An 18,535-nucleotide genomic window follows, 5' to 3' on the forward strand; every position below is an offset into this window, starting at 1 on the left:
AAGTCGTTCATCCTTTTCCTGACCGGGAGCGAACACCGCAGTAAGAGCTTGACCCTGACACAATGTCAGACCTTACATGTCCTCGGGTCGATGGAGCCACGTGATGAACGACCCGCATTCTGACACCTCGGAGGGCGGCTGCGGTTGCTCAGGCAAGCCCGCTGTCGCGCTCGGTACTCCGTCCTGCTGCTCGGCATTTCTGGCTGCACAGACGACCCTTGCTGATCGTCGCGGTCACCAACACGTCAAGGGTGATGCGTGCTGCGGAAGCGGCGACACCGCTGCCGAGGTCGGCGATAAAGCGAAAGATCTTGTCTGCGGCATGACGGTCGACCCCGCAACGACGCGCCACCATGCCGAGCATGGACGGCACGCCTATCACTTCTGCAGCGCCGGATGCCGGACCAAGTTCATCGCTAACCCACAAGCCTATCTCGGCGACACAGAGCCCCCTAAGCCGAACGTGACGCCGGGTGCGATCTGGACGTGTCCGATGCACCCGCACATCCGCCAGGATGGTCCGGGAACCTGTCCTATCTGCGGCATGGCGCTCGAACCTGAAGAGCCGTCGCTCGATGATGCTCCCAACCCCGAGCTGGTCGATTTCACGCGCCGGCTGTGGGTCGCCGGCGTGCTCACGATCCCGCTGCTCGTCGTCTCGATGCTCGCCGAAATGCTCGGGGTTCACGTCGTCAGCGCCACGGCTTCCCCCTGGGTCCAGTTCGCGCTCACCGCGCCGATCGTGCTGTGGGCGGGATCGCCGTTCTTCGTCCGGGGGTGGCAGTCGATCCGCACCCGCCACCTCAATATGTTCACCCTCATCGCTATCGGTGTGGGCGCGGGTTTCCTCTACAGCTTGGTCGCGACGGTCGCGCCGGGTATCTTCCCCACCGCCTTCCGCACGCATGGCGGGATGGTGCCGGTCTATTATGAGGCGGCCGGCGTCGTCGTTGGGCTTGTGCTTGTGGGGCAGGTCTTGGAGCTGCGCGCCCGAGCTGCGACAGGCCGCGCCATTCGCGCGCTAATGGACCTCGCGCCCAAAACCGCGTGCCGCCTCCGCCCGGACGGCTCGGAAGAAGAGGTTCCGCTGGCCGATGTGGCCGTGGGCGATCGACTGCGCGTTCACCCCGGCGAAGCGCTGCCGGTTGATGGCGTCGTGGTCGAGGGCCGCTCCTCGGTCGATGAGTCCATGCTCACCGGGGAGCCCGCGCCGATCCCCAAGGAAACCGGTGCGGCCGTCACCGGGGGAACCGTCAACGGCACAGGAAGCCTGGTCATGGAAGCCTACGCAGTCGGCTCCGACACGATGCTCGCGCGCATCGTCCGCATGGTGGCGGAAGCGCAGCGTAGCCGCGCGCCTATTCAGGCGCTCGCGGATCGCGTCTCGGGCTGGTTCGTGCCGCTGGTGCTGCTGATCTCGGCCGTCACTTTCCTCGTGTGGATGCTTGTCGGCCCCGAGCCCCGCCTGGGCCATGCCCTCCTCAATGCAATTGCGGTCCTAGTGATCGCCTGCCCCTGCGCGCTCGGGCTCGCCACGCCCATGTCGATCATGGTGGCGACGGGCCGCGGCGCGCACGCCGGCGTTCTGGTCAAGAGCGCGGAAGCTTTACAGGCTTTCGAGAAGGTCGAGACGCTGGTGATCGACAAGACGGGCACGCTCACCGAAGGCAAGCCCAAGCTGGTAGCGATCGAGGTAGTCAACGGCGCCGACGAACGCGAGCTGCTGGCGCTCGCGGCCGCAGTCGAGGCGCAATCGGAACATCCGCTCGCCCACGCGATCGTGACCGGCGCGAGCGCGAAGGGATTGCAGCTCGGCCGGGTCGAGGGCTTCGCTTCGCAAACCGGCCTTGGTGTCAGCGCCACGGTGAACGGCCGCCAGGTCGTGATTGGCAACGCCGCGCAAATGCGACGAGTAGGGGCCAATCCCGTACCGATCGAAGCCTTGGCCGATCGTCGCCGGCGCGAAGGCGCCGGAGTCATGCTGGTGGCGATCGACAGCACGCTCGCCGGTCTCATCGCGGTGGCCGATCCGGTGCGGCCTTCCGCCCGCGACGCGATTGCGGCGCTCCGGCGCGAAGGGCTGCGGGTCGTCATGCTCACCGGCGACAATGTCACTACGGCCGATGCGGTCGCGCGCGCCGTGGGCGGCTTGGACGATGTGCGCGCCGATCTGAGGCCAGAGGACAAGGCCCGGATCGTGGCGGAGCTGAAGGCGAAGGGCGCTCGGGTCGCGATGGCCGGCGACGGGATCAACGATGCCCCTGCTCTCGCTGCTGCCGACGTAGGCTTGGCGATGGGCACGGGAACCGACGTGGCGATCGAGAGCGCTGGCATGACGCTTACGCGGGGCGATCTGTCGGCGATCGTGCGGGCGCGGCGCTTGGCGCACGCCACGATGCGTAACATCCGCCAGAATCTGTTCTTCTCGTTCCTGTTCAACGGGATCGGAGTACCGATCGCGGCGGGGGTTCTCTACCCCGTAGCGGGCATCCTGCTCTCACCGATGATCGCCGGCGCGGCGATGGCGCTCTCGTCGTTCACCGTCGTCCTGAACGCGCTGCGGCTCAACGGCGTGAAGCTGTGAACATCGGGGCGGCCTCGGATGCGAGCGGCGTATCGCAACGCATGATCCGGCACTATGAGAAGATCGGCCTGGTGCCCGCGCCGCCCCGACGCGGGAGCTACCGCGACTATAGCGGCGGTGACGTTCACCGGCTGCGATTTATCGCTAACGCGCGCGATCTCGGATTTCCGATCGAGGAAATTCGAACGCTGCTTGGCCTCTGGTCCGATCGGGAGCGGTCCAGCGCCGAAGTAAAGGCACTGGCGGAAGCGCGGGCGGCTGAACTCGGCCGTAAAGTGCGCGCCCTAGAAGCCATGCGGCGCACGCTGACCGATCTGGCGGGAACCTGCCACGGAGATGATCGGCCCGAATGTCCGATCATCGAGCGGCTTGCCAGGTAGGCACACCGAGCACCGATATACAGGCGACGTCCGTGATCGCGAGATCCGAACGCCCTCTTGATGGCCCGACCGGAGGGCTATGACTTTGACGGGCGTCAATTCGAGGGTGGCGGAGCCGTGCGATCTGCTTCGTTTAAGGATTGTAACACGTGATTCATGACATTCTGATCGTGGGCGGCGGCCCTGCCGGACTTGCCTTTGCGCGGGCGCTGGATGGCACCGGGCTCAGCATCGGCCTGGTCGAGCGGCAGCCGGCGGATCTGCTCGCCTCGCCGCCGGTCGACGGGCGGGAGATTGCGCTGACGCATCGGTCCGTGGCGACCCTGACCCGGCTTGGCGCCTGGGCGCATCTCGGACCCGAGGATATCTCCCCCTTGCGCGAGGCGCAGGTGCTGAACGGCGCATCGCGCTTTACGCTCGCCTTCAACACGGCGGGGACGGGAGAAGATCGGCTCGGCCAACTGGTTCCGAACCACCGCATCCGTCAGGCGCTGTTTCGCGCGATTGGCGGCCAGCCGGGGCTGGACCTGATCACCGGAACGGGCGTGGCGTCAGTCGGCACGGATCGGGCCGGCGCACGGGTGAGGCTCGCTGACGGGCGCGTGCTCGACGCGCGGCTGCTGGTCGCGGCAGATTCGCGCTTCTCGGCGGTCCGAGAGCAACTCGGCATCGCCGCGGAGGTCAATCGGCTCGGGCGGTCGATGATGGTCTGCCGCGTCGCGCATGAGGGCGATCACCGGAGCATTGCGACCGAGTGGTTCGACCATGGCCAGACGATCGCCATGCTGCCGCTCAATGGCCGGCAGTCCTCGGCCGTGCTGACCCTGAGTTCAGGCCAGATCGAGCAGCTGGCGGCGCTGAACCCCGGAGCGCTCGGGGCCGAAATTACGCGCCGCTACGATGCGCGTCTGGGAGAGATGCAGGTGGTGGAGGGGCCGCATGTCTATCCGCTCGCGACCACCTATGCCCGGCACTTCGCCGCGACCCGCGCCGCGCTGATCGGTGACGCGGCCGTCGGCATGCACCCGGTCACCGCGCACGGTTTCAACCTGGGGCTGCAAGGCGCGACGACGTTGGCGGGACTGGTAGCTGACGCGGCGGCCAGGGGCGGCGACATTGCCTCCTCGCTGCTGCTGCGGCGGTTCGAAGCGACGCACCGGCTCGCGAGCCGGCCCATCTACGCTGCGACCAATCTGCTCGTCGGCCTCTACACCGATGAACGCCCCGCCGCGCGGATCGCACGCCGCGCCACGCTGAGGGCGGGTGCCCGCTTGCCGATGGTCCGCCAGACCATCAGCCGCTTCCTGATGCAGCACTGACCACGAGACGAGACCTTTCATGACGACCAGCCGTATTGCCGCCGCTGCCCTTCGCTCCCGAATCATGAGCGCCGAGGACGCCGCGGCGCTCATCACGTCGGGCAGCACGGTGGGGATGAGCGGCTTCATCGGCTCCGGCTATCCCAAGGCGGTACCGCTCGCGCTCGCTGCCCGGATCGAGGCGGAGCATGCCGCAGGCCGCGCCTTTCGCGTCCGCGTCTGGACCGGTGCCTCCACCGGGCCCGAGCTGGACGGGGCGCTGGCCAAGGCGGACGGGATCGAGTTCCGGCTTCCCTACAACTCCGATCCGCTCGCCCGCGAGAAGATCAATCGCGGCGAGATGGAATATTTCGACATGCACCTCAGCCAGGTCGCGCCCATGGCGTGGCAGGGGTTCCTAGGGCCGCTCGACACGGCCGTGATCGAAGTGACGGGTGTTCGTGAGGACGGATCGCTTATCCCCTCCTCGTCGGTCGGCAACAACAAGACGTGGCTGGACCGGGCGAGCAAGGTCATCCTGGAGGTGAACCGCTGGCAGAATGCGGCGCTGGAGGGGATGCACGACATCTATTATGGCACCCGCCTGCCGCCCCATCGCGTGCCGATCCCGCTGGTTCGGCCGGATGACCGGATCGGCCAGTCTTACCTCGCCTGCGACCCCGACAAGATCGTCGCGATCGTGGAGACGGACGCGCCGGACCGGAACCTGCCCTTTGCCGCGCCCGATGAGTCCGCACAGGCGATCGCGGGGCACCTGATGGAGTTCTTCCGCCATGAGGTGGCCATCGGGCGGCTGCCGGCCTCGCTGCTGCCGATCCAGTCGGGTGTCGGCAACATCGCCAACGCGGTGCTGACCGGGCTGGTCGACAGCCCGTTCGAGGACCTGACCGCCTATACCGAGGTGATCCAGGACGGGATGCTGGACCTGCTCGACGCGGGCAAGCTGCGCATGGCCTCGGCTACCGCCTTCTCCCTGTCGCCCGAAGCCGCCGCGCGGATCAACGCGAACATGGGCGCTTATCGCAGCCGTATGATCCTGCGCCCGCAGGAGATCAGCAACCACCCCGAACTGATCCGGCGGCTGGGCTGCATCGCCATGAACGGGCTGATCGAGGCAGACATCTACGGCAATGTGAACTCGACCCACGTCATGGGATCGCGAATTCAGAACGGGATCGGGGGCTCGGGCGATTTCGCGCGCAACGCCTATGTTTCGATCTTCATGACCCCGTCCACCGCGAAAGGGGGCAGGATCTCCGCCATCGTGCCCCAGGCGGCGCATGTCGATCATATCGCGCAGGACGTGCAGGTGATCGTGACGGAGCAGGGCCTGGCCGACCTGCGCGGTCTCAGCCCCAAGCAGCGGGCGAAGCTGATCATCGAGCGCTGCGCCCACCCAAGCTACCGGCCGATGCTGGAGGATTATTATGCGCGGGCGCGGGCCGGCTCCTATGGCCAGCAATCGCCCTCGCTGCCGGGCGAGGCGCTGAGCTGGCATCAGCGGTTCATCGAGACGGGGTCCATGCTGCCATGAGCGACGAAGAAACCGGCTCGGGCGAGGCGAACAAGGCCTCGCTCTTCGACCGTATCGGCGGCGAGGACGGCGTGCGCGCCGTCGTGGAGCGCTTCTACGATCTGATGGAGCATGAGCCGGCCTATGACGAACTGCGTGCGATGCACGAGGCGGACCTGCTACCCATGCGCATCTCGCTGACCGAGTTTCTGTCGGCATGGCTCGGCGGCCCTCGCACCTGGTTCGAATCTCGCCCAGGCACCTGCATCATGTCTATGCATCGTAACATCGCCGTGTCGAAGACGACGGCGGCCCAGTGGGTTCAGGCGATGAGCCGTGCGATGGCGGAAGCGCGGATCGAGCCCGCCCTCGGTACGCAGATGCAGCAAGCCTTTCTCCGAATGGCCGGCGCGATGATTCCGCGCTGATACCCTGCTTTCGCCAGCAAGTGCCGGTTTGACCGGCGTCAAACGACCGGGCCGTCTTCTCAGCTAGAACTTGCTGCGAATTGGACGGACAAACGAGAATGAGCAAAGCGGCAGCGGCACAGCCGTCATTCTGGAAGCGTTCACACCATCTCGATCGCATGACGTTGCGCGAGCTCGTGGCTGCATACTTCCAGCACTACACGATCCTTTCCTATCTGGCGCTCCTGGCCGGGTCGATCATGCTTTTCGTGCTGCATCCAGCGTCAGCGATCCAGGCCGCGGGCATCGTCGTGCTGATCGCGTTGGCCTATCCGCTGGTGTGGTACGGGCTCCATCGTTGGGTACTGCACTGCCACTGGATGTTCAAGGTGCCGGCGCTGGCCGCGGTCTGGAAGCGCATTCATTATGATCACCACCAGGATCCGAACCACCTCGAAGTGCTGTTCGGCGCGCTATACACGACACTGCCGACTTTGCTGATCGTGTCGGCACTTCCCGGATGGCTGATCGGCGGTACCGGCGGTGCGGCTGCCGGGTTTGCTACGGGTCTGCTGTGCACCTGTTTCTACGAATTCTTCCACTGCATCCAGCATCTTGCCTACAAGCCCCGTCTGCAATGGCTGGCGACAATGAAGGTGCGGCACATGGAACATCATTTCCATGACGAGACCGGCAACTTCGGCATCACGAATTTCGTTTGGGATCGTCTGTTCGGAACGCTGTACACGCGCGCTGACCGCGCGGCAAAGAGTCCGACCGTCTTTAACCTCGGCTACACCGCGGAAGTCGCAGCGATCCACCCGAAAGTGGCAGAGCTCTCCGGAGGAGTCGCGACGGGCCATCCGCGGAAGAGGAACTGAGCCGCGTGACTGAGGCCTGAGCGCGCAAGGAGGGAGTCGGCCCGTGCCGGCTGAGCAAGGTCGGGCAAGAGGTATGGGCGGTCGCTCGCCCCCACACGACACGGAGGTCTGCATGAGCTACAAGTCCGTCCTGGTCCACGTGGGTCCCGAGCCACCGAGCGCGGCGTCGCTTGCTGCAGCCGAGCAGCTTGCCCGACAATTCGATGCGACCCTTATCGGCGTTGCGGCTGAAGCGCTCGAACCGCCGGCGACGGGGTTCGAGGACGGTCTGCTCCTGCAGACGCTTCGAGAACAGGTCGAAGCGGATCTCGCGACCGCCGGTCAACGCTTCCAGGATGCCGTCGCCGAGAGCGGGTTGCAGACGAAGTGGCTTGCCATCCCCAGCGCGCCGGACCGAGTCATGGCGCTTCATGCGCGCGGCGCCGACATCATCGTCGCCAGTCGTCCTGCGGACGGCTTCGGATCGTCGCTACTCCCGTCGATCGCATCCTTGGTCCTCGATACGGCGACGCCGGTTCTGGTCACGCCGAGTCATGACCATCGGGAGCTCAAAGCCCAGCGTATCATCGTCGGGTGGAAAGACACGCGCGAGACACGTCGTGCGGTCACCGACGCGCTGCCGTTCCTGCTTGCGGCAGACCAGGTCATCGTGGCGGCGATCTGCAGGGAAGGCCGGTCGGACGAGGCCACCGGTCTGGAGGAGATCGTCGGGCGTCTCGAGCGACACGGGGTGCGCGCGGAAGGGAAGCTGGTGCCGCGCAGACAAAGGACCGTGGCTGATGACCTGGAAGAGGTCGCGCACGAGCATGCGGCTGATCTTCTCGTCCTCGGCGCCTATGGTCATAGCAGGTTGCGCGAGTGGGTCTTGGGCGGCGTCACGCAGGGTCTCATCGACCGTTTCTCGAGGTACCTCCTGTTCAGCCACTAGGAGGTCTTCTCCACCGTTAACCTTGCGAGTGAGATCGCGATGAGAGGTTTTTCATGACCAAGATGAAAGCTGCCGTAGCGCGCGCCTTCAAGGCGCCTCTCCTGATCGAAGAGGTCGATGTGCCGGCGCCCGGACCCGGTGAACTGCTCGTCAAGATTGAGGCGACCGGTGTCTGCCACACCGACCTCCATGCCGTCGATGGCGACTGGCCGGTGAAGCCGACCCTCCCTTTAATCCCTGGCCATGAAGGCGTCGGCTACGTCGCCGCGGTCGGCACCGGCGTCGCCGACATCAAGGAAGGAGATGCTGTCGGGATACCTTGGCTACACGATGCCTGCGGTCAGTGCGAATATTGTCAGACCGGCTGGGAGACGTTGTGCGAACACCAGCATAACAGCGGCTACAGCGTGAATGGCACCTACGCCGAATATGCTCTCGCCAGCGCACCGTACGTCGGCCACCTCCCGCCTGATCCGGATTTCGCCGCATTGGCGCCGATCTTGTGTGCGGGCGTGACGACGTACAAAGGGCTCAAGGAGACGGAGGCGCGACCCGGGGAATGGGTCGTGATTTCGGGCGTCGGCGGGCTCGGGCATGTCGCCGTGCAATATGCCAAGGCGATGGGGTTTCACGTCGCGGCCCTCGATGTCTCCGCCGACAAGCTCGCGCTTGCGCGGGAGCTCGGTGCCGATCTGGCGTTCGACTGCTCCGAAGGCGACGGCGTTGAAAAGCTGTTGCGCGCAACGGGAGGCGGCGCCCACGGCGTGCTCGTGACCGCAGTCTCGCCAGCCGCGTTCAGCCAGGCGATCGCGTGCACCCGCCGCCGCGGAACGATCGCTTTGGTGGGGCTGCCGCCGGGCGACTTCCCGACCCCGATCTTCGATGTCGTGCTGAAGCGGATCACCGTGAGAGGATCGATCGTCGGCACCCGCCGCGATCTGGCAGAGGCGCTATCTTTCGTGGCCGATGGGAAGGTCCGTACGTCCGTAATCGAGGAGCCGCTCGCGGCCGTGAACGACGTGTTCGACCGCTTACGTCAGGGCCGGATCGAGGGCAGGGCAGTCTTGCGCCCCTGATCGCGCGGTTTCCGCGGGCTCAAGCAGCGGGGCTGCGGCAGGCCGTCTAGGCTGCGCCAAAACGCTCTCTCGAGCTCACGTCGGTGAAGGCGCGATTGTCGTTGACGTCAGCGTAGGGAAGCGCCTTTCCAGCTGCCGCATTGCGCGGTTGACGGCCGACTTTCCTGTGCACGAGGTCCGCCAGCGAGTAGTCGCCGAGGACGCTCCAGAACGCCGCCATCGCCTCGTCGAGGATCGGCTCGAGGCGGCAGCGGGCGATCAGTCGGCAGCCTAAACAATCGACCAGCGGACACGAGGGCTCCGTGGCGCGGATCACATCCTTGAGCTTGATTGTTTCAGCGGTCCGCGCAAGCGAGATCCCGCCGCCGCGGCCACGTGCAGCTGCGATGAACCCGCGGACCGTCAGCAGGTTCGCGATCTTCATCAGGTGGGTGCGCGATATGCCCTGCGCTTCTGCCACCTCCGCGATCGACACCCGGCGACCGACCGCGGCGAGATAGATGAGCAGGCGCAATGCATAGTCGGTCTGCTTGGTCAGTTGCACCGCGCGACGATCTCCTTGCCTGCACTACCTCATGCAACCGCCTCCAGGCACGAGTTTGACGCCGGTCAAAGTGCCGTCTGCAGCGGCGCTTAAAGTGGAGTTCAGAGTTCATCTTTGGCGAAGGGCCGTGCCATGTACTGCGTGCAATGCGAACAATCGAACAAAGGCGGATGTGCGGCCAAGGTAGGATCCTGCGGCAAGAGCGCGACCGTCGCCGACCTGCAGGACGTCCTGCTCCGCCTTATGCAGGGTGTCTCCGTCTACGCGGATCGTGCAGCGCGCGTCGGCGGCTATGATCGCCGGGTCAACGCGTTCACGCCACACGCCTGGTTCACCACGCTCACGAACGTCAATTTCGACGACAACCGCTTCGTCGCGTTGATCGCGGAGGCTTTGCGGATGCGTAACTCGGCGCGAGACCTTGCAACCCGCATGGGCGCTGACCTCACGGACCTGCCCGAGCCCGCCACGTGGCAGCCCGGCACCACAGCTTCCGAGCTGGCGGCGGCGGCTCCGTTCGCCGCGATCCAGCGGTTCATGGACCGCGATGGGCCCAGCATCGTCGGCCTGCGTAACCTTATCCTTTACGGGCTCAAGGGTACCGCTGCCTATAGCGAGCATGCGCGCGTGCTCGGCACCGAAGAGCAGGCAGTCAGCGCCGAGTTTCACCGGATCAGCGCGTTTCTCGCTTCCGACCCGACCGACATGGATGCGCTCCTGCGCGAAGCGTTGGCGCTTGGAGCGCTCAATCTCAAGGTGATGGAACTGCTCGATGCGGCCAACACCGGGCGGTTCGGGCACCCCGAAGTCACCATGGTGCGCATGACACCCAAGGCGGGCAAGGCGTTGCTCGTATCCGGCCACGACATGGGGGACCTCGAGACCATTCTGCTGCAGACCGAGGGCACGGGCGTCAACGTCTATACGCACGGGGAGCTTCTGCCGGCAAACGCATATCCAAGGCTCAAGAGGTTCCCGCATCTCGCCGGCAACTATGGCGGCGCCTGGCAGGACCAGCAGAAGGACTTCGCCGCTTTCCCGGGCGCGATCGTGATGACGTCCAACTGCCTGATCAACCCGAACCTCAAGGGCTATGCGGATCGGCTGTTCACGGCGGGGCCGGTGGGCTGGAACGGTATCGCACACGTAAGCGATCACGATTTCAGCCCTGCCATTACCCGTGCGCTGGCGCTTCCCGGCTTTCTGGAGAATGCGGTCGAGCGGACGATCCCGATCGGCTTCGCGCGCAACACCGTGATGGGTGTCGCCGATACGCTGCTCGGCATGATCCGGAAGGGCGATGTCCGCAATCTGTTCCTGATCGGCGGTTGCGATGGGGCCCGGCCCGGTCGCAACTACTTCCATGATCTCGCCGTCCACACTCCACAGGACAGCCTGATCCTCACTCTGGGTTGCGGGAAGTTCCGGTTCAACGGCGAGGACCTCGGCACCATCAACGGCGTGCCGCGGGTGCTCGACGTTGGGCAGTGCAACGATGCCTATAGCGCGATCCGCATCGCGACCGCTGTCGCCGATGCGCTCGGCTGCGGTGTCAACGACCTTCCGCTGCACTATGCGATCAGCTGGTTCGAGCAGAAGGCGACCGCGGTCCTGCTGACGATGCTGCATCTGGGTCTTCGCCGCATCCACCTCGGACCGACCTTGCCGCAATTCCTTACGCCCGACGTATTGAACGTGCTGATCGAAAAGTTCGACATCCGTCCCACCGGCGACGCACAGCAGGACCTGGAGGCGATGCTTCAGGCCGCCTGACAGTTCCCAGGACCGGGCATCGGCGGGTGACCTTCTGCCGTGCCCGCTTCGATGTCCCTCGCAGCACAGGCGGTCAGCTGGTGCTATGATCGCCTCGCGTGAGCAATGGCCGACCTGGAGAACGCAGCTCGCGCGGCAATCGTCAACGAGGAGGAGCGCGTGGTTCAGCTGGGGATTGCAACGGCGATGGTCGCCATCACAGTCGTCATGCACCTCGCGGGCCTTGCCCTCCTCGTCGCGCTGCTGCGTGGACATCGGCGCCGCTTCGGCGAGCGCTTCCGCGAGTGGTCGCAATTGGCGGCGATCTTGGGTGCCGCCTTTGGGCTTTTCGCGCTGCACACCGCGGAGATCTGGGCCTACGCTCTCCTGTATGCACGCTATGCCGGGTTGATCAACTTTGATGATGCTCTGTACTTTTCGACCGCCACCTACACCACGCTCGGGACGGCTGATCTTGCGCTTCCGAGCGCCTGGAGGCTCGTCGGTGCGATTGAGAGCGCCAACGGCATCATCTTGTTGGGCTGGTCGACCGCCTTCTTCGTTTCGGTGATTAATCGGATCAGGCTGTTCGAACAGGAGGCGAGAGGAAGCGGCTGATGCGCCCTCTCTTACCCAAACCTTCGAAGACCATCATGGTCGAACTCGATCTTCAAGAAGACGACCTTCAGCGTGTCGTTCACGCGTTTTACGCGCAAGTGCGAACGGACTCCCAGCTGCAACGCGTCTTCAATGGAGCCATCGGCGACTGATCCGACATTTTCAAGGAGCTTTGCGACTTCTGGTCATCGGTGATGCTGACAAGCCGGTCGCTCCAAAGGGCATCCCAGGGCTGTGCACCTCCGGCACGCTGAGGCCATGGCGACGTCCGCATTTGCACGCCTGGCTGCGACTGTGGGAGGAGACACCAACGAGATGCTCGCACCTGAGCAGGAATCAGCGCTGCAGGACAATGCGGCGCGGATCGCCGAGAGCCTCGCGCTCGGGATAGGTTCCAGCGTGGCGACGTTCCTGGCGCAGGCGTCAGGCCGGTAGCCTGCGCGCATACCTAAGCCTCGAGGAGCAGTGCGCATTTGCGGACAGGCCGTACATGGAATGCAACTCGGCACTACCCCATCAGCGTCGAACCGGTGGGAAGGTACCACAAGGTAGCCATTCCTGTGGTACCATACGATACGCACACCTGAGTGGAACTTGACCACCTTCGCCGGTAGGCCCGAACGCATCACAGCCTCTACCGCGCGGCAAGCGGTCGATGGCGTCGAAGCTGTCGTGTCCGGGAATCCAAGGGTGGGATCATAAATTCGCTTGCTCGTCGGCCGACAGATCCGCGTCCGGGCTGTAATAGAGCGACGCACATTCCTCAGCGAGGCAACCGCCCTCGATTTCGATGTCGTCCCGATAGGCATCGCCGATGAAGGCCAGCGTGTCGACGTGCTTCGCCTCAAAGTACATGGGGTGCACGTCCTCGCGCCCCGCGCCATAGACGACTCGGCCTACCTTCGACCAGATGGATGCCATGGTGCACATGCCGCAGGGCTGGAGCGTCGAGTAGAGCGTGGCGCCTCTCAGCTCCATCTCGCCGGTGGTCTCGCACGCGCGGCGGATCGCCATCATCTCCGCATGAGCCGTGGCATCCGGGAGCTCTTGGGTCTGATTGCGCTCGGCCGCGATGACTTCGCCATCCAGGACGATCACGCAGCCGAGCGGCGAGGTCGACGGATCCGACCCCTTGGAGCGCGCGACCTCAAGCGCCACGCGCATGTACGTCTCATCAGCGCCGACACACATTCTCTTCCTCCATCCGGTCGAACAACCGAACGCCTGCGGACGCGATCGGCTTCTCATGCGGCGAGGCAGATCGGCGACAATCTTAATTTCGGGCCTGAGGCCCGCTTACGAACGGCATTCGCTCGTTTGACTGCTCGCCAGCACGCCCAAATGGATACAGGCCACGCTGGCCCGCGAAAGCATCCGCTGGCCGGCACCGCTCCGCGCGCGGGTCTTGGCGCATCATCGGCTGGCGGGCCTGGACGTCGAGGACATTCTGGAGCAGTTTCGCGCGTGGCTTGTTGAGCGGGAGCAGCGCTTGCGTGAACGAACATCGCTGATCGGGTAAGGGCGCAACAAGCTCCTAAACACCTAACCTGTAGAGCAAATCTGCCAGTTCGATAACATAGATTATGTTAAATGCAGAGCTTTTTGGATTTAGACTTTATGGATGGAGACAGGTCTGACGGACGTCTGACGATCTCGAACGCCGCGTTATGAACCCGCGTCTTCAGCCTCGATTGCCGCAACATCCATGTCTGGCGCCCGTACTACCTCAAGCGCGACGTTGGCGATCTCGACCGCGGTGATCTGAAGCTGCGTGATCGGCGTCGACGGCGCGTCCACACGCTCGAGGCCGTTCTCAGATATCTTGACGAGGAATCGGTCGACGTCGTTCAGGACGACGAACCTGATCGATTGTTCCTCGTCCAGCGCGAGCTGCTGGACGGTGCCCTCGTATGCGATCGTGAAGCACTCGTGGCTCGTCTTTGTCAGCACATAGGCGACGACAAACGAGTCTCCCTTCTTGACCGCTTGGACGGCCGGGTTGAGCCAGCCGAACGCGATCGCGTCGGTCTTCCCGCTAACTGCTTCCCGCTGCACCAACCAGTGCGCGATCGAGCCCGTCGCGGCTCCGATGAGGAGCATCGCGAAAAGCCACATTTCCAGCGCGAGGTCGGACGCATCGCGTGCCCCAGCGCCGCCGCGGGCGAGCGCGCGATAGATATTTGGATCGAAGCCGGGGTCGAAACAGACGCTTGTCGCCCGGCACCATGCCGCCTGGGCGGCGAAGAAGCCGGTTCCCAGAAGGTGCCCTGCGATGGTGCCGAACACCACGATGAACAGCGTCACCGTAGAGTTCGGCCGGTCCGGGGTTGGGCTGAGGAAATCGGTGCGCTCGCCGACGCGCCACCCTGCCCAGAAGCAGAGCCCCAGGAAAAGCAGCAGCAGTGCGAGGAACAGCGAGTAGCTGAACGTCACGGCCGTTACGCCGTGGCGGGAACCGCTACATCCTTGCTGTCGCGGTCACCGCCAGCGCTTGGATCGACCACATATACGCCGTTCTCGACGCGCGAGGCCTGACGCACGGCCGCCCACGTGCCGAACCTCCCCTTCACCTGCCGGGCCAGCCGCATAGATTTGGCAGTGTTCACGCGCCTGTCATTCTCCAACGCCTTAGATAGCGAATAATTCGTGAACATCCAACACGTGGCCGGGCGACGCCGGCCGGTGCTGTCGAGCCTACAGTCGGTCCTTAAGCGCCTTGGCCGGCGTGAATGTGATTTTCTTCGACGCCGCGATCGTGATCGCCTCGCCGGTCGACGGATTGCGCCCGGAGCGCTCGGGCGTGTCCTTCACCTTGAATTTGCCGAAGCCGGGAAGCGATATCTCCTCACCCTTGGCGGCCGCCTCCGCGATACCCTCGAGGAGCCCAGCCATGACCTCGAGGGCCTGCTTCTCGGTGACGCCCCGCTTGGCGGCAACGTCCTTGGCCAGATCCTTGGTGTTCATCGTCAAGCACGCTCCCCTTCATCTGTCGCTGTAGCGACCTGAAGCGATAATCGCGTCAGCGCAAGACAGGTAGCGCTCGACGATCCAGCTGACGCCTGGGGAGGCCGGCCACGCAGGTTGAAACCCGTAGGTTTCTCAAAGCGCAGAGCACAAGCCGGATTAGCCGGCGGGACCACATTAGCGTGGCTCGCTTCGGCAAACGTCGCATCAGCCGCCTGCCTTGACGGCGTGCCGGCCACGCGGTTTGGCCGCAATCGCTATGCTCGACAGATCGGTCGCGCGGTCGATTGGCACGCCCGCCGCTTTCCGCTCTGAGTAGCGATCAACAAGCTGAACCGCGTGCGGGCGCAGCAGCACCGTGAACCGCACCAGTTCCTCCATCATATCCACGATCCGGTCATAGTAGCTGGACGCCTTCATGCGCCCCGCGTCATCAAACTCGTTGAACGCCTTGGCAACGCTCGATTGGTTCGGGATCGTGATCATTCGCATCCAGCGACCCAGCACGCGCAGCGTGTTGACGCTGTTGAACGATTGCGATCCGGCCGACACCTGCATGACCGCCAGCGTGCGCCCCTGTGTCGGACGCATCCCGCCCATAGAAAGCGGCAGATGATCGATTTGAAGCTTCATAATGCTCGTGATCTGGCCATGCCGCTCCGGGCTGCACCACACCTGCCCTTCCGACCATAAGGACAGCTCGCGCAGCTCGTGGACGGCCGGATGGTCGTCGCCAGCATGTTGGTCAGGCAGCGGCAGGGTCGATGGATCAAAGATGCGCGTCTCGCAGCCGAAGAACCGGAGCAGGCGTGCCGCTTCCTCAACGCACAGCCGGGAGAAGGACCGTTCGCGCAGCGAACCGTAGAGCAGAAGGATACGCGGCGCGGGATCGAGCGGGCCGAGCCTCACGGCGGGTCGCTGGATGGCATAGGCCGGATCGAGCGCCGGCATGATATTGGGATCGGCGAGCGTGCGGAGCGGCATCAGAGGGCTTTCACGAGGTAGGCGGCCGACGCGGGGCACAGTGCGGTGAATTCGCGCGATGCGGCGATGGCCGAGGGAGCAGCGCCGCGATCGGCATCGGCATAGCCGAGCGCCCGGAAGAATGGTGCGGCCGTGGTCGTCAGGAGGTGCAGGCGCTCCACCCCGAGGTCGTGTGCCTGTCGTTCGAGGGCGGCGACCAACACCCGCCCGAGGCCATGTCGACGTCGATCGGGGACGACGACGATCGAGCGGAGCAAGCGGTCGGACCCTTCTCCCTCGAGCCCACCGAAACCGACGAGGCTATCGGCCTCAATCCGGATGATCAGGCGGCCGGGATCGGCGATATCGGCACTCGGCAGGTCCGCGGCATCGAGCAATTGTGCCAAGCCAGCCAGACCGGCAGGTTCGAGCAACGTGGCGACCGTTCTGGTCATGCGATGCTAATCCTGATTGCAAGCGCCGCGAGCGTGATGAGCAGCACCGGTACGGTGAGCGTGACGCCGACACGGAAGTAATAGCCCCATCCGATCCGCACGCCCTTTTGCCCGAGGACATGGAGCCAGAGCAGCGTCGCGAGTGAGCCGATCGGCGTCAGCTTGGGGCCGAGATCGCAGCCGATCACATTGGCGTAGATCATCGCTTCCTTGATCGCGCCGCTCGCGTGCGTGGCGTCGATCGAGAGCGCGCCCACCAGCACCGTCGGCATATTGTTCATAACCGACGACAGGACCGCTGCGATGACGCCCGTTCCTAGCGCCGCGCCCCACACGCCGCCTTGCGCGGTGCGATCCAGCAGTGCTGCCAGATGGTCGGTCAGGCCGGCGTTTCGCAGGCCATAGACGACCAGGTACATGCCGAGCGAGAAGATCACGACCTGCCAGGGTGCGCCGCGCAGCACCTTGGCCGTTGGGATCACATGGCCTCGCCCCGCGATCACCAGCAGCAGGATCGCGCCGGCAGCGGCGACGGCGCTGACAGGGACGCCGAGCGGTTCGAGCAGGAAGAAGCCGGCGAGCAGCAGTGCAAGAACGATCCAGCCCGCGCGGAATGTCGCGGCATCGCGGATCGCGTCACGCGGCGCGCGCAGCGCGCCTACGTCATAATCCGCCGGTATGTCGCGCCGGAAGAACAGCAGCAGCGCGCCAAGCGTCGCTGCGATCGACACCAGGTCGACCGGCACCATCACGGACGCATAGTCGCCGAACCCGATCCGGAAGAAGTCGGCCGACACGATGTTGACGAGGTTCGACACGACCAGCGGTAGGCTGGCGGTGTCGGCGATGAACCCCGCCGCCATGACGAACGCCAGCGTCGCCTTGTCGTTGAAGCCCAGCGCCCGCAGCATGGCGATGACGATCGGCGTCAGGATCAGCGCCGCGCCGTCGTTGGCGAACAGCGCGGACACCGCCGCACCGAGCAGCACGATCAGAACGAACAGCCGGCGACCATGCCCCCTCCCCCAGCGCGCGACATGGAGCGCCGCCCATTCGAAGAATCCGGTTTCATCGAGGAGTAGGCTGATAACGATGATCGCGACGAACGCGGCTGTCGCGTTCCAGACGATGCCCCACACCACCGGCACGTCGGACAGCGTGACGACGCCTGCAAGCAGCGCCACGACGGCCCCGCCCATCGCGCTCCACCCGATCCCGAGGCCTTTGGGTTGCCAGATGACGAGCGCGATCGTCGCAACGAAGATCAGGACAGCAAGGAGCATCAGGCGACGCGCTGGCCCGATGCGTCCACCACTTGCTCGCCGTCTTCCTTTGCGAACGCTCCGAGCTGATTGGTCGGCAGCAGGTCGAGCACGGCTTCGGAGGGCCGGCAGAGCTTCACGCCGAGCGGCGATACGACCAGCGGCCGGTTGATGAGGATCGGATGCGCCATCATCGCGTCCACCAGCGCGTCGTCGGATAGCGACGTGTCGCCCAAGCCCAACTCCGCATAGGGCGCCCCCTTCTCGCGCAGCAGTTCGCGGGGTGTCATGCAGGCGCGATCGATCAGCTCGACCAGCAACGCGCGGGCTGGAGGGGTTTTCAGATACTCGACCACGTGCGGCTCGATGCCGGCGTTGCGAATAAGGCCGAGCGTGTTGCGCGACGTGCCGCACTCGGGGTTGTGATAGACGACGACATCGACGGCCACAGGGCGTCCTTTCAGCAGCAGGGGGTGAGTTCGGCGACGAGCGGCGCGCACAGCTCCGCATTGCCGGCGCAGCAGTCCTTGACGAGGAACAGCGTCAGCGCGCGCAGGCCGTCCAGATCGACACGGTAGATGATCGAGCGGCTATGCCGTGCGGAGCGGACCAGGCCAGCGCGGGCGAGGATGCCGAGGTGCGCCGACAGGGTGTTCTGCGGCACGTCGAGCTGACGCGCGATATCGCCGGCAGCCAAACCATCCGGTTCGTGCCGTACCAAGAGGCGGAACGTGTCAAGGCGCGTTCCTTGTGCAAGAGCACCCAGCGCCGAGATGGCATCCTCGTTTTCCATATATCCAGCATAATGGATATGCTTGGTGTGTCCAGCCCCGTATACCCTGCCTTACCGGTCGTTGGCCGGGATGGTTGGGGCCAGGGCTTGGTTGAT

At 64.9% G+C, this 18,535-nt stretch carries 21 protein-coding genes; 11 read left to right on the plus strand and 10 right to left on the minus strand.

Features of this window, described 5'->3' with window-relative positions:
- Nucleotides 1-148: 148 nt before the first annotated feature.
- Entirely contained in the window at nucleotides 149-364 is a 216-nt protein-coding gene (locus tag A7X12_RS26180; RefSeq protein ID WP_064311240.1) for a hypothetical protein, read from the minus strand.
- Here A7X12_RS26180 and A7X12_RS08525 point away from each other — a divergent pair.
- The 8 genes from A7X12_RS08525 (at nucleotide 323) to adhP (ending at nucleotide 9,088) form a co-directional block, all read left to right on the plus strand.
- Nucleotides 323-2,584 (plus strand): heavy metal translocating P-type ATPase, encoded by a 2,262-nt coding sequence (locus tag A7X12_RS08525; protein ID WP_232318416.1) that lies wholly within the window; start codon nucleotides 323-325, stop codon nucleotides 2,582-2,584. The two genes, A7X12_RS26180 and A7X12_RS08525, sit on opposite strands and share 42 nt — an antisense overlap.
- Nucleotides 2,581-2,964: a MerR family DNA-binding protein gene (locus tag A7X12_RS08530; RefSeq protein WP_064311242.1), complete on the plus strand. Its 384-nt coding sequence runs from the start codon at nucleotides 2,581-2,583 to the stop codon at nucleotides 2,962-2,964. The genes A7X12_RS08525 and A7X12_RS08530 overlap by 4 nt, the downstream gene beginning before the upstream one ends.
- A 149-nt stretch (nucleotides 2,965-3,113) precedes the next feature.
- Nucleotides 3,114-4,283 carry a 5-demethoxyubiquinol-8 5-hydroxylase UbiM gene (ubiM, locus tag A7X12_RS08535; protein ID WP_064311243.1) on the plus strand — a complete coding sequence of 390 codons (1,170 nt, stop codon included), beginning with the start codon at nucleotides 3,114-3,116 and terminating at the stop codon, nucleotides 4,281-4,283.
- A gap of 19 nt (nucleotides 4,284-4,302) precedes the next feature.
- The gene (locus tag A7X12_RS08540; protein ID WP_064311244.1) at nucleotides 4,303-5,817 is read left to right on the plus strand and encodes an acetyl-CoA hydrolase/transferase family protein; all 1,515 of its coding nucleotides are present in this window, start codon (nucleotides 4,303-4,305) and stop codon (nucleotides 5,815-5,817) included.
- On the plus strand, nucleotides 5,814-6,224 hold the full coding sequence (locus A7X12_RS08545; protein WP_064311245.1) for a group II truncated hemoglobin: 411 nt from the start codon (nucleotides 5,814-5,816) through the stop codon (nucleotides 6,222-6,224). Before A7X12_RS08540 ends, A7X12_RS08545 begins: the two co-directional genes overlap by 4 nt.
- 98 nt (nucleotides 6,225-6,322) lie before the next feature.
- Complete coding sequence (locus tag A7X12_RS08550) at nucleotides 6,323-7,084, plus strand: sterol desaturase family protein (protein WP_064311246.1); 762 nt, start codon at nucleotides 6,323-6,325, stop codon at nucleotides 7,082-7,084.
- A gap of 112 nt (nucleotides 7,085-7,196) precedes the next feature.
- Nucleotides 7,197-8,012, plus strand: a complete 816-nt coding sequence (locus A7X12_RS08555; RefSeq protein WP_064311316.1) for a universal stress protein — start codon at nucleotides 7,197-7,199, stop codon at nucleotides 8,010-8,012.
- A 53-nt stretch (nucleotides 8,013-8,065) separates the two neighbouring features.
- The gene (gene adhP / locus A7X12_RS08560; protein WP_064311247.1) at nucleotides 8,066-9,088 is read left to right on the plus strand and encodes an alcohol dehydrogenase AdhP; all 1,023 of its coding nucleotides are present in this window, start codon (nucleotides 8,066-8,068) and stop codon (nucleotides 9,086-9,088) included.
- A 46-nt stretch (nucleotides 9,089-9,134) separates the two neighbouring features.
- On the opposite strand, the gene A7X12_RS08565 is transcribed toward adhP, so the two are convergent.
- On the minus strand, nucleotides 9,135-9,632 hold the full coding sequence (locus A7X12_RS08565; RefSeq protein WP_064311248.1) for an RrF2 family transcriptional regulator: 498 nt from the start codon (nucleotides 9,630-9,632) through the stop codon (nucleotides 9,135-9,137).
- Between the two features lie 132 nt (nucleotides 9,633-9,764).
- Between A7X12_RS08565 and hcp the strand changes: the two genes are divergently transcribed.
- From hcp to A7X12_RS26185, 3 genes are all read left to right on the plus strand, one after another.
- Nucleotides 9,765-11,405: a hydroxylamine reductase gene (hcp, locus tag A7X12_RS08570; RefSeq protein WP_064311249.1), complete on the plus strand. Its 1,641-nt coding sequence runs from the start codon at nucleotides 9,765-9,767 to the stop codon at nucleotides 11,403-11,405.
- A gap of 105 nt (nucleotides 11,406-11,510) precedes the next feature.
- A complete protein-coding gene (locus tag A7X12_RS08575; RefSeq protein ID WP_084445248.1) occupies nucleotides 11,511-12,002 on the plus strand; it encodes an ion channel in 492 nt (163 codons plus the stop codon).
- A gap of 258 nt (nucleotides 12,003-12,260) precedes the next feature.
- Entirely contained in the window at nucleotides 12,261-12,437 is a 177-nt protein-coding gene (locus A7X12_RS26185) for a hypothetical protein (RefSeq protein WP_232318417.1), read from the plus strand.
- Nucleotides 12,438-12,698: 261 nt separating this feature from the next.
- Here A7X12_RS26185 and A7X12_RS08580 read toward each other — a convergent pair whose 3' ends face one another.
- The 8 genes from A7X12_RS08580 to A7X12_RS08615 all read right to left on the minus strand — a co-directional run bounded on the left by A7X12_RS08580 (nucleotide 12,699) and on the right by A7X12_RS08615 (nucleotide 18,439).
- Nucleotides 12,699-13,193, minus strand: a complete 495-nt coding sequence (locus A7X12_RS08580) for a nucleoside deaminase (RefSeq protein ID WP_064311250.1) — start codon at nucleotides 13,191-13,193, stop codon at nucleotides 12,699-12,701.
- A 474-nt stretch (nucleotides 13,194-13,667) separates the two neighbouring features.
- Entirely contained in the window at nucleotides 13,668-14,306 is a 639-nt protein-coding gene (locus A7X12_RS08585; RefSeq protein WP_232318418.1) for a hypothetical protein, read from the minus strand.
- Nucleotides 14,307-14,696: 390 nt separating this feature from the next.
- Nucleotides 14,697-14,966, minus strand: a complete 270-nt coding sequence (locus A7X12_RS08590) for an HU family DNA-binding protein (protein ID WP_042469217.1) — start codon at nucleotides 14,964-14,966, stop codon at nucleotides 14,697-14,699.
- Nucleotides 14,967-15,173: 207 nt separating this feature from the next.
- On the minus strand, nucleotides 15,174-15,950 hold the full coding sequence (gene arsH / locus A7X12_RS08595) for an arsenical resistance protein ArsH (RefSeq protein ID WP_042469215.1): 777 nt from the start codon (nucleotides 15,948-15,950) through the stop codon (nucleotides 15,174-15,176).
- Entirely contained in the window at nucleotides 15,950-16,384 is a 435-nt protein-coding gene (gene arsN2, locus A7X12_RS08600) for an arsenic resistance N-acetyltransferase ArsN2 (protein ID WP_042469214.1), read from the minus strand. The genes arsH and arsN2 overlap by 1 nt, the downstream gene beginning before the upstream one ends.
- Nucleotides 16,381-17,667, minus strand: coding sequence for an arsenic transporter (locus A7X12_RS08605; protein WP_042469213.1), 1,287 nt, complete (start codon nucleotides 17,665-17,667; stop codon nucleotides 16,381-16,383). The genes arsN2 and A7X12_RS08605 overlap by 4 nt, the downstream gene beginning before the upstream one ends.
- Nucleotides 17,667-18,095, minus strand: a complete 429-nt coding sequence (gene arsC / locus A7X12_RS08610) for an arsenate reductase (glutaredoxin) (RefSeq protein ID WP_064311251.1) — start codon at nucleotides 18,093-18,095, stop codon at nucleotides 17,667-17,669. The genes A7X12_RS08605 and arsC overlap by 1 nt, the downstream gene beginning before the upstream one ends.
- Nucleotides 18,096-18,106: 11 nt before the next feature.
- Nucleotides 18,107-18,439 carry an ArsR/SmtB family transcription factor gene (locus A7X12_RS08615; RefSeq protein WP_042469209.1) on the minus strand — a complete coding sequence of 111 codons (333 nt, stop codon included), beginning with the start codon at nucleotides 18,437-18,439 and terminating at the stop codon, nucleotides 18,107-18,109.
- Nucleotides 18,440-18,535: the final 96 nt, after the last annotated feature.

The sequence above is a fragment of the Sphingomonas sp. TDK1 genome, from assembly GCF_001650735.1.
Classification (GTDB): domain Bacteria; phylum Pseudomonadota; class Alphaproteobacteria; order Sphingomonadales; family Sphingomonadaceae; genus Sphingomonas.

Bases quoted from the DNA above. Each gene is read 5' to 3' on its own strand.
- A7X12_RS08525 (WP_232318416.1), top strand. From the start codon at position 323: ATGACGGTCGACCCCGCAACGACGCGCCACCATGCCGAGCATGGACGG.
- A7X12_RS26180 (WP_064311240.1), bottom strand. From the start codon at position 364: ATGCTCGGCATGGTGGCGCGTCGTTGCGGGGTCGACCGTCATGCCGCA.
- A7X12_RS08540 (WP_064311244.1), top strand. From the start codon at position 4,303: ATGACGACCAGCCGTATTGCCGCCGCTGCCCTTCGCTCCCGAATCATG.
- A7X12_RS08545 (WP_064311245.1), top strand. From the start codon at position 5,814: ATGAGCGACGAAGAAACCGGCTCGGGCGAGGCGAACAAGGCCTCGCTC.
- A7X12_RS08550 (WP_064311246.1), top strand. From the start codon at position 6,323: ATGAGCAAAGCGGCAGCGGCACAGCCGTCATTCTGGAAGCGTTCACAC.
- A7X12_RS08555 (WP_064311316.1), top strand. From the start codon at position 7,197: ATGAGCTACAAGTCCGTCCTGGTCCACGTGGGTCCCGAGCCACCGAGC.
- adhP (WP_064311247.1), top strand. From the start codon at position 8,066: ATGACCAAGATGAAAGCTGCCGTAGCGCGCGCCTTCAAGGCGCCTCTC.
- hcp (WP_064311249.1), top strand. From the start codon at position 9,765: ATGTACTGCGTGCAATGCGAACAATCGAACAAAGGCGGATGTGCGGCC.
- A7X12_RS08575 (WP_084445248.1), top strand. From the start codon at position 11,511: ATGGCCGACCTGGAGAACGCAGCTCGCGCGGCAATCGTCAACGAGGAG.
- A7X12_RS26185 (WP_232318417.1), top strand. From the start codon at position 12,261: ATGGCGACGTCCGCATTTGCACGCCTGGCTGCGACTGTGGGAGGAGAC.
- A7X12_RS08580 (WP_064311250.1), bottom strand. From the start codon at position 13,193: ATGTGTGTCGGCGCTGATGAGACGTACATGCGCGTGGCGCTTGAGGTC.
- A7X12_RS08590 (WP_042469217.1), bottom strand. From the start codon at position 14,966: ATGAACACCAAGGATCTGGCCAAGGACGTTGCCGCCAAGCGGGGCGTC.
- arsH (WP_042469215.1), bottom strand. From the start codon at position 15,950: ATGCCGCTCCGCACGCTCGCCGATCCCAATATCATGCCGGCGCTCGAT.
- arsN2 (WP_042469214.1), bottom strand. From the start codon at position 16,384: ATGACCAGAACGGTCGCCACGTTGCTCGAACCTGCCGGTCTGGCTGGC.
- A7X12_RS08605 (WP_042469213.1), bottom strand. From the start codon at position 17,667: ATGCTCCTTGCTGTCCTGATCTTCGTTGCGACGATCGCGCTCGTCATC.
- A7X12_RS08615 (WP_042469209.1), bottom strand. From the start codon at position 18,439: ATGGAAAACGAGGATGCCATCTCGGCGCTGGGTGCTCTTGCACAAGGA.